This window comes from Novosphingobium sp. THN1, from assembly GCF_003454795.1.
Taxonomy (GTDB): domain Bacteria; phylum Pseudomonadota; class Alphaproteobacteria; order Sphingomonadales; family Sphingomonadaceae; genus Novosphingobium.
In genome coordinates, this window is record NZ_CP028347.1 from 1,436,118 (window position 1) to 1,445,000 (window position 8,883).

Annotated in this window: 9 protein-coding genes, 1 pseudogene and 1 riboswitch (1 of these 11 cut by a window edge); of the genes and pseudogenes, 2 read left to right on the forward strand and 8 right to left on the reverse strand. The window is 63.7% G+C overall.

Annotation, left to right across the window (positions count from 1 at the left end; translation table 11 throughout):
- Positions 1-25: 25 nt before the first annotated feature.
- From C7W88_RS07080 to metA, 4 genes and pseudogenes are all read right to left on the reverse strand, one after another.
- Positions 26-796: an AraC family transcriptional regulator gene (locus C7W88_RS07080; RefSeq protein WP_162895941.1), complete on the reverse strand. Its 771-nt coding sequence runs from the start codon at positions 794-796 to the stop codon at positions 26-28.
- A 241-nt stretch (positions 797-1,037) separates the two neighbouring features.
- The gene (rplT, locus tag C7W88_RS07085) at positions 1,038-1,400 is read right to left on the reverse strand and encodes a 50S ribosomal protein L20 (RefSeq protein WP_039333676.1); all 363 of its coding nucleotides are present in this window, start codon (positions 1,398-1,400) and stop codon (positions 1,038-1,040) included.
- 13 nt (positions 1,401-1,413) lie between these two features.
- Positions 1,414-1,617, reverse strand: coding sequence for a 50S ribosomal protein L35 (gene rpmI / locus C7W88_RS07090; RefSeq protein WP_039333769.1), 204 nt, complete (start codon positions 1,615-1,617; stop codon positions 1,414-1,416).
- 263 nt (positions 1,618-1,880) lie between these two features.
- Positions 1,881-2,863: pseudogene (gene metA, locus C7W88_RS07095) on the reverse strand (homoserine O-succinyltransferase).
- Positions 2,834-2,950: riboswitch (SAM-I-IV-variant riboswitch) on the reverse strand. Its footprint overlaps the pseudogene before it by 30 nt.
- A gap of 128 nt (positions 2,951-3,078) precedes the next feature.
- Between metA and C7W88_RS07100 the strand changes: the two are divergent.
- Together C7W88_RS07100 and bfr are read left to right on the forward strand one after the other, a co-directional pair.
- Positions 3,079-3,255 (forward strand): bacterioferritin-associated ferredoxin, encoded by a 177-nt coding sequence (locus tag C7W88_RS07100; protein ID WP_118073026.1) that lies wholly within the window; start codon positions 3,079-3,081, stop codon positions 3,253-3,255.
- Positions 3,256-3,368: 113 nt separating this feature from the next.
- On the forward strand, positions 3,369-3,848 hold the full coding sequence (gene bfr, locus C7W88_RS07105) for a bacterioferritin (protein WP_118073027.1): 480 nt from the start codon (positions 3,369-3,371) through the stop codon (positions 3,846-3,848).
- Between the two features lie 34 nt (positions 3,849-3,882).
- On the opposite strand, the gene atm1 is transcribed toward bfr, so the two are convergent.
- The 4 genes from atm1 to C7W88_RS07125 form a co-directional block, all read right to left on the reverse strand.
- Entirely contained in the window at positions 3,883-5,724 is a 1,842-nt protein-coding gene (gene atm1, locus C7W88_RS07110) for a heavy metal ABC transporter ATP-binding protein/permease Atm1 (RefSeq protein WP_118074640.1), read from the reverse strand.
- An 86-nt stretch (positions 5,725-5,810) separates the two neighbouring features.
- Positions 5,811-6,773, reverse strand: a complete 963-nt coding sequence (locus C7W88_RS07115; RefSeq protein ID WP_118073028.1) for an aspartyl protease family protein — start codon at positions 6,771-6,773, stop codon at positions 5,811-5,813.
- A gap of 52 nt (positions 6,774-6,825) precedes the next feature.
- Complete coding sequence (locus C7W88_RS07120; protein WP_162895942.1) at positions 6,826-8,295, reverse strand: oligosaccharide flippase family protein; 1,470 nt, start codon at positions 8,293-8,295, stop codon at positions 6,826-6,828.
- 68 nt (positions 8,296-8,363) lie between these two features.
- Positions 8,364-8,883: the 3' portion of a glycosyltransferase gene (locus tag C7W88_RS07125; RefSeq protein ID WP_118074641.1), read on the reverse strand. Its footprint extends 494 nt past the window's final position; only the last 520 of its 1,014 coding nucleotides appear in the window; its start codon lies beyond the right edge, outside the window — the gene reads right to left on this strand; the stop codon is at positions 8,364-8,366.

Genomic DNA, 8,883 nt, shown 5'->3' on the forward strand with positions numbered 1-8,883 from the left:
AAAGTGTGGAGTTAAGCGCGGGCCCCTAAGCGCGGGCTGGTGCGTGCAGAGCCTGTACTGCCGCACCGATGTATTCCTGGCGTGCCCGCATGACTTCCTGCAGCACGGGCTTGGGGCAATGCGCATATTCGGACGGGCTCATGCGCATGAAACGGTGGAAGTCCCGCACGAACTGGGCCTGATCGTGGTAATGGCCGTCGATCGCGCCGATCCACTTCAGCGACGGGTCGAGCATGTACTGGACGAGGCTGCGCATGAAGCGCTGGCGGCGCAACAGCAGGCGCGGCGGGAAGCCGAAGTGCTTGCGGCACAGGCGCTCGACCGTGTGGGTGGGCAGGTGCGTCGCCTCGGCCATTTCGCTGACGCTGGCGATGTCCGGATTGACGAGCGCGGCGTGGCAGGCGGCGATGCGGGGATCGTCTTCGATGTCGGCGGCCACGGATTGTTCGAAGAACTTTGAGATCCGGGCAAGTTCAGCGTGTTCGTCAGGCTCGCCGTGGAATACCGAAGCAGCCAGCGGCCGGAACGGTGACAGAAACTGTTCGCTGCTGACATCGTAGATGCGGTCGGCATGAGCATTGGCGGGCTGGCGGACGAAGCGCGCCCAGCCCAGCGGTAGCAACCCGATGCCCCAGATGCGGGTGGTGCCGGTGGTGAATTCGATGGTCGTGCTGGTCGGTCCGGTGGCATTGGCCTGAACGCCCTTGAACGGTGGCTGGCCTGCCACTTGCGAATCCGGAAAGTCACCCTGGTAGATCCGGATGTTCGCCCATTCGGGGTGGAGATGATCGGTCACGCGGCCATGGGGCACGTCGATTTCGGTCAGATAAAAGGTCGTGAAATAGCGCTGCAGCGGCTCTGGCGGCCGATGGAATCGAACCCGGACTGTGCAGTCCCCGGTCAAGCTTTGTGCGCCCCTGTTTACTTTAGTTATGCGTTGTTCATCCGCACCCTGCACTGCGCTTGCGCGAATCGCAACGAAAAAGGGCGGCTCCCGAAGGAACCGCCCTTTTGTTCATTCTGCGTCGCGCTGCCGATCAGGCGGCGGGCAGAGCAGCCTTCGCCTGAGCGATGACGGCGGTGAAGATCGCACCTTCGTTCATCGCCAGATCGGCCATGGTCTTGCGATCGAGTTCGATCCCGGCAAGCTTGGTGCCGTGGATGAACTGCGAGTAGGTCAGGCCTTCAGCGCGGACAGCAGCGTTGATGCGCTGGATCCACAGGGCGCGGAAGGACCGCTTCTTGACCTTGCGGTCGCGATAGGCGTACTGGCCGGCCTTTTCGACGGCCTGACGGGCGACGCGGATGGTGTTCTTGCGACGGCCGCGATAGCCCTTCGCCTGATCCAGAATCCGCTTGTGCTTGGCTTTGGTGGTTACACCACGCTTGATACGGCTCATTGTTCAGCGCTCCTCAGTTCAGCCCGTAGGGCGCCCACTTCTTGATCACCTTTGCATCTGCATCGGAGATCACGTCAGTGCCGCGGTTCTGGCGGATGTACTTGGCGTTGTGGCTGATCAGGCGGTGGCGCTTGCCGGCAACGCCGTGCTTCACCTTGCCGGTGGCGGTGAGCTTGAAGCGCTTCTTCACGCCGCTCTTCGTCTTCATCTTGGGCATTTTCGTCTCCTGAGTTCGACGCGTCCGATCTGCCTTGGCAGCCCTTGTGGCCAGGCCGATCATCGAATCCGTGTCGGTTGAAGGTGGGGCCGTTAGGGGATGCGGCGCGGAAAGGCAAGGGTTGTGGGAAAGGAACGTGTTGTGGTGCCGGGTCGCGCCCCCGCCCGGCTACCTCTCCGAGTAGGCTTTGGGTGGCCGGGCGGGGGAGCGGGCCGGTGCCGCAAGCCCCCGACGGACGTCGGGGGCGCACCCAACGAAGACTTCTATTTCCCGATATCCGCTAGATCATAAGGCGTGGTCTGGTACGTCTCGTTTACCCAGTTGCCGAACAGAAGGTGCCCGTGGCCGCGCCAGGTGTTTGCGGGCATGGCTTGCGGGTCGTCCCGGGGAAATAGTGGCGGGGCAGATAGCGCCCCTCGTCGCGCGCGTATTCGCCGGCCAGCGTCAGCGTATCGTATTCAAGATGGTTGAACATGTGCAGCGTGCGCGTGGCGGGATCATCGATCAGGCACAGCCCGGTCTCGGCGCTGTCAGCCAGCACGGTCAGGCCGCGGCCCTCTGGCAGGTCCTCGCGCCGCACTTCGCTCCAGCGGGAAACGGGCACGTCGAACACGTCTGGAAGCCCGCGCATCCATGGGCTGGCAGGTGCGTGGTTGACGTGGCGGAACACGCCCGAGGCCTTGGTCGGCAAGCCGTGCTTCTCGACGCCATGGAAGTGGTGCAGTGCTGCCATCGCACCCCAGCAGATCGAAAGCGTGCGGTGAGCATTGGTCTGCGACCAGTCGAAGATGCGGCGCAATTCGTCCCAGTAGCCGACCTCGTCGAACGGGATCGTCTCGACCGGCGCGCCGGTGACGATCAGGCCGTCATACTTTTCTGCGCGAACTTCTTCCCACGGGCGATAGAATGACGAGATGTGCCCGGCCGAAGTGTTCTTGCTGACGTGGTCCGAAATGCGCACCAGTTCGAGTTCGACCTGCAGCGGCGTTGCGCCGAGCAGGCGGGCGATCTGGGTTTCGGTGGTGATCTTGTCGGGCATCAGGTTGAGCAGTGCGATCCGCATCGGGCGGATGTCCTGGCGCGCAGCCTCGGTCTCGCTCATCACGATGACGCCCTCGGCTTCGAGCGTCCTGCGGGCGGGGAGATTGTCGGCAATCCTGATCGGCACGGTCTTCGCGTCTTTCTTCAACCTGAGGGGAAGACGCTGCAGCGGTGTCCGTGTCCGTTTGATTGCCGGATCGGCCACATCCCATCTCCATTGCTGGATCAGGTACCACCTTGCCCGGATCGGCAGGTTGGCGTTGGAGCGTCACCCCAACTCTCGATGTAGGACGACAGATAGTGCGAGGAGGAAAGCTTTGCAACGGCGCGAAGGTGCATGAGGCTACTTGCTATTGCGATCCACTCTCATTATTAATGCGAGTCATTGGCAGAAAGCTTCTGCCACGGAGACGGGACGCAATGTTCATCTGCATCTGCAATGCCATCCGCGAAAAGGACATCCGCGCCACTGCCCGCTGCCACGCCGGCAATGCCGAGGAGATCTACGGCCGCATGGGCTTCAAGCCGCAGTGCCGCCAGTGCCTTGAAGATGCCGAAGACGTCATCGCCGACGAGCGCGCCTGCGCGCTGGCCTGAAACTTCACACGTCATTGCAAAGTGTTGCGCGCAAGCAGTGCGAGTCGTTCGCGCTTGGCCCGGGCAACGCTGCGGCCTAACCTCGCGGCATCAATCTCAAGGGAGCCAGCGCCATGAAGGGCGATGCCAAGGTCATCGAATATCTCAACAAGGCCCTGCTTAACGAGCTGACCGCGATCAACCAGTACTGGCTGCACTACCGCCTGCTCGCCAACTGGGGCGTCAAGAAGCTGGCCGAGTACGAGCGCCACGAATCGATCGACGAAATGAAGCACGCCGACATGCTGGCGGACCGCATCCTGTTCCTCGATGGCCTGCCCAACTTTCAGGCGCTCGGCCGTCTGCGCGTGGGCGAATCGGTGGAGGAAATCCTCAAGGCCGATCTGGCGCTGGAAATGGACGCGCTGCCGCTGTTGCGCGATGCGATCGCCCACTGTGAATCCGTGCGCGATTTCGTCAGCCGCGATCTCTTCGCCAAGATCCTCGAGAGCGAGGAAGAACATGTCGACGTGATCGAAAAGCAATTCGACATGATCGAGCGCATGGGGCTGGCCAACTACATCCAGCTCAACAGCGAAGCCGCCGAAAGCTGATTTTGGACTCGCAAGCGCGGGAGTGTGCGGCCGTTTACTCGGCCGCTTCGCTCACTTCCGCGCTTTCCGCCGCCTGGCGCGCCCACATCTCGGCATAGAGGCCATCGCGGCGCAACAGGTCGGCGTGGCTGCCTTGTTCTGACAGACGCCCCTGATCCAGCACGAGAATCGTGTCGGAATCGGCGATGGTCGACAACCGGTGCGCGATCGAGATCGTGGTGCGGTGGCTGGCGACGGCGCGCATTGTCGAGAGGATATCCTGCTCGGTGCGGGTGTCGAGCGCGCTGGTCGCCTCATCGAACAGCAGGATCGGCGGGTTCTTCACCAGCGTGCGGGCGATGGCGACACGCTGCTTTTCGCCGCCCGACAGCTTGAGGCCGCGTTCGCCGACCTCAGTGTCGTAGCCCTGCGGCAGGCGGGCGATGAAGTCGGCAATGGCCGCGCCCTTGGCGGCGGCATCGACTTCGGCCAATCCCGCGCCGTCACGACCGTAGGCAATGTTGTAGCCGATAGTGTCGTTGAACAGCACGGAATCCTGCGGGACGATGCCGAGTGCGGCGCGCAAGGAAGCTTGCGTCACGCCGGCAATGTCCTGTCCGTCGATCAGGATGCGCCCTACCCATGGATCGTAGAAGCGGAACAGCAGGCGGGCGATGGTCGACTTGCCCGCGCCCGAAGGGCCAACGATGGCCACGCGGCTGCCGGCGGGGACTTCGAACGACAGGCCGTGCAGGATCTCGCGATCGCGGTCATAGCCGAACACGACATTGTCGAACGTCACCGAGGGACGGTTCACCACCAGCGCAGGCGCGTTGGGTGCGTCTGCCACTTCTATATGCGTGTCGATCAGGCGGAACATTTCGGCCATGTCGATCAGGCCCTGCCGGATCGTGCGATAGACCATGCCGAGCATGTCGAGCGGACGGAAAAGCTGCGTCAGGTAGGTGTTGACGAAGACGAGGTCGCCGACCGTCAGCTTGCCCTGCGACCAGCCATAGACCGTCCATGCCATCGCGCCGGCCATCAGCAGGTTGACGATCAGCGCCTGCGCAATGTTGAGCAGGCCGAGGCTGTTTTCGCTCTTCACCGCAGCATCGGCATAGGCGCGCGCGGCCGAGGCGTAGCGCGCTTCCTCGCGCGCTTCGGCGCCGAAGTACTTCACCGTCTCGTAGTTCAGCAGCGAATCGACCGCGCGGGCGAGGGCCTGCCCGTCGAGCCGATTCATCTTCTCGCGCAGGGCGGTGCGCCACTCGGTGATTGTGCGCGTGGCATAGACATAGGCGATGACCGCGAAGATCGTCGCGGTGACCAGGCCAAGGCCGAAGTTCAGCCAGAAGATCACGATGACCGCGGTCAGTTCGATCACGGTCGGCGCGATGTTGAACAGCAGGAAATAGAGCATCGTGTCGATGCTCTTGGTCCCGCGCTCGATCACCTTGGTTACCTCGCCGGTGCGGCGGGCGAGGTGGAAGCGCAGGGAAAGCTTGTGCAGGCGGGCGAAGACGTTCTCCGCCAGATGCCGCGTGGCGTCCTGCCCGACCCGCTCGAACACGATGTTGCGCAAGTTGTCGAACAACACCCCGGCAAAGCGGCCGAGCGCGTAGGCAAGGACAAAGGCCAATGCGACGGTCAGGGCAGGCTGTGCGCCTGATGCCCCTGAACCTGCCGGCAAAGTCATCGCATCGACGGCTTTCTTGTAGGCGAACGGCAGGGCCAGCGTCGTCGCCTTGCCGAGCAGAACCATGATCACCGCGCCCATGACCCTGCGGCGCAGCCCTGCGTTGTCTGCGGGCCATAGATAAGGAAGGAAGCGCTTGAGCGTGGCCCAGCCATCGTGGCGGGCGTCTTTCGGACTCGTCGGTGCGTCAGGTGGCATGGGTTCCCACATAGGGAACGATGGCCGCTATGCCAGAGCTTTGAAAGTTTACTGCGGCAAAGGCGGTCTTGCAGGCAGGCCGAAGATCAGAACCGGATACTCCTGTGCTGGTCCGGCATTGCGGTCCCGGGCGGCAGGTCGAAAAGGACGCGCCTTGTCGCGAAGTCGATCGCCACCCGCCGGAACATGCGCATCTGCGCCATGCCCAGCAGGATCGCCGGGCGCTTTACCAGATCGAGCCGGTGGAACGCCGGGGAGTCGGCAAAGGCGAGGGGTGTGTTGTGGATCTGCAATCCCTCGACCTCGATCGTCGAGGCCATGACGATATCGGCATTGAGCGCCTGGCCCGTCACCGAGAACAGCGTGGTCTGCTCGGTCCGCTTGCGGCGGGCCATGGCCTTGCGCAGCGCAAGGTTGCCGATCGAGCTGTCAGACCCGGTATCGAGCACGACGTCGGTATGGACGCCATCGATGATGGCGTTGGTCATGATGAGCTGGCCCGAACGCCGCTTGGCCTTGACGACGATCTCGAAGCCTTTCGTGCCGCCCAGCGATGCGGCATCGCCGATGGCGATACGATTGGCACCGAAGTCGATCAGCACGCGCTGGTCCTGCAGGCTGTCGAGCCCGACGATGCCTTGCGCACCGATATGCTCCGCCTCCAGCAGCGGCGCGGTCAGGGTATAATAGGTCCGCTTGCCAAGGCTTATCTCATCGACATCGACCAGTTCCACTGGCTGCGAGCCTGCCACGCCAACGACCACGCCATTGCCGGTGACGGGCAGGCCCAACCCCCTCGCCACCTGCCGCGAGAGAACCGTGCGTTCGGAGCCGGTGTCGATCAGGAAATCGTAGGGGCCATTGCTGCCGATCAGGACCGGGACAGTCATGCGATCATGCCTGTCGCGCTGAAGCTGCACAAGCTCGTCGGCAGGGGAGGGGAAGGGGGCAGTCGCAGGCTCGCCGGCAAAGGCAGGCGGCACGATGCTGGCGAGAGCAAGCAAGGTGAGCGTTCGTGAAAGCACCAACGAAGGGCGGCCCTGTGGCATGGCGACTTCTCCAACACCCGATTTACGCCTGCATCGGCCGTTTGGCGAGTCCTCAGCGCGTGGCGAGGGACGAGCGGCGGATGATCAGCAGCAGTCCGCGGGCGATCTCGTGGATCTCGGCAAACAGCGGATGGCCGAGCACGCGCAGGGCGGCGAACCACAGGACGATCCCGAGCGCAACGGTGGACGCGGCCTGTACCAGTCCGAGTTCACCGGGCCCTTGCCCCATGACGAACCCCAGCAGCACGGGCAGGACTGCGGCCAGCGAGACGGCTGCACTCCGCAGCCAGACCAGCATGATTTCGCGGTAACGCAGCTCGAGTGTCGAAGCCAGCAAGGGCAGATAGATCAGGACCCAGAGCGCGGCATGAACGACGCGCGAGGCGGCGACCCATTCCAGCCCCAGCGGTGCAGCGAGTGCGATCAGCACGACGGACAGCACCGTTTCGATGATCATGCAGCGCATGAGCGGCTTGAGCCGCCCCATCAGGACCGGGAGATCCGCGTAGAGCGGCAGGGCGACGTAACCGATCTGCGAGAGAGCAACCCAGGTGAGCAGGGGGGCCGCCGCCATCCATCGCTCGCCGTAGAGCAGCCTGATCAGTGGCTCGCCCAGGACCGCGATGCCGGCCATGGCTGGCCAGGTCACCCCGGTATAGGCCGCCAGCACGCGCAGATAGGGTGGCCCCAAGGGATCGCCGCTGTCGCGGATGCGGCGAAAGGCGGGGTAGAATACGCCGGTAACGGCGCCCGCGATCAGCAGGCGCAACTGCAGCGCCAGGCCCGACGCGCGCGCGAAGAGGCCCACGGCGGCGCTGTCGATCATGCGCCCGATGACCAGCTCCGGCGCGCGGGCGGAAAGCGAACTGCACACCACTTGTACGGTGTTGGTGCCGCCCAGTGCCATGACGTCTGCCGCGCGCGCGATCTTCGGCGGCCATGGCAGCATGCCGCCGGAGCGCCACTGACTGATGAGCAATCTCGCCGCCTGCTGCGCAAAGGCACCCCAGGCCAAGGCAAGCGCGCCATGGCCAAGGATGGCCAGGACCAATGCTGTCAGGGCATTGGCTACGGCCGCTCCGACCTCGATCATCGTGTTCGAACGATAGTCCATGCGTCGCTGGCAAGTCGCCTGCGGGACGATCGCCAGCGGCACCAGTAGGTAGGATGCCGCGATGACCAGAGTAATCGGCAGCAATTGCGGGTCGCCGTAGAAGAGAGCGATCGGCCAGGCACTGGCGAGGGCCAGAAGCGCTATCCCCCAGGCGAAGATCACCGAGATCGTGAAAGCGGACCGCAGTTTCTCTGCCGTGAGTTCGCGCTCTCCGTTGATATAACGCGTAACGCCGAAATCCTGCAGGAATGCGACCAGTGTGACCGCGGCAAAGGCAATCGAGAACCGGCCCAACTGATCGGGCGTGATGTACCAGCGCGCGAGCACGATGCTGGCGACGAATTGCAGCGCAAACGAAGCATATTGCGAGATCAGCGCCCAGACGGCTGCTGCGCGGACAGACATCATCGGTGCAGCTGTCCGGTCGCCTGTCTGGTCGGATGCTTGGTCGGCAGTTGGTTGCGGAGCGGCCATCGTCAAATACGCAGGAGCAGGGCTATCGCCAGTCGCACGGCGCGCAGTGGCATGCCGAACAGGACAAGACGGAGGACCGTGCGCCAAAGCTCTGGTCCGTTGCCGCCGTCGCGAACATGATCGATCAGCAGGGCGAAACCAGCGCCGCGCATGGCATCGCGCGAATAGATGGCGCCCCGCGCAACCTTGTCGCGGATCTGGCGTGACAGGCCCGGAGTCTCGAATACCTGGTCCAGCGCATCGACGGCAGGAAGCTGTTGCATATGCTCTGTGGGATCCGGTCTGCCAAGCTGGCGCTCCCGGTAGGCGAGCTGGGCAACTGCGGCCCCGTATTGCTGCGCGAACGCGTGGCGGTTCGAAATCTGGCCGGCATAATGCCGATAGCTGAGCAGGCGTTCGGGAATGTTCGCCAATTTCGTGACCGATGCCAGTCGCAACCAGAGATCGTAATCTTCGCAATGCCGATAGGCGACGTGATAACCTCCTACGGCGCGGACGATGTCGCGCCGAGCCATGATGGTG

Coding starts and splice junctions, on each gene's coding strand:
- bfr (WP_118073027.1), top strand. CDS start 3,369: ATGAAGGGCGATGCCAAGGTCATCGAATATCTCAACAAGGCCCTGCTT.
- C7W88_RS07100 (WP_118073026.1), top strand. CDS start 3,079: ATGTTCATCTGCATCTGCAATGCCATCCGCGAAAAGGACATCCGCGCC.
- rpmI (WP_039333769.1), bottom strand. CDS start 1,617: ATGCCCAAGATGAAGACGAAGAGCGGCGTGAAGAAGCGCTTCAAGCTC.
- C7W88_RS07115 (WP_118073028.1), bottom strand. CDS start 6,773: ATGCCACAGGGCCGCCCTTCGTTGGTGCTTTCACGAACGCTCACCTTG.
- C7W88_RS07120 (WP_162895942.1), bottom strand. CDS start 8,295: ATGATGTCTGTCCGCGCAGCAGCCGTCTGGGCGCTGATCTCGCAATAT.
- atm1 (WP_118074640.1), bottom strand. CDS start 5,724: ATGCCACCTGACGCACCGACGAGTCCGAAAGACGCCCGCCACGATGGC.
- rplT (WP_039333676.1), bottom strand. CDS start 1,400: ATGAGCCGTATCAAGCGTGGTGTAACCACCAAAGCCAAGCACAAGCGG.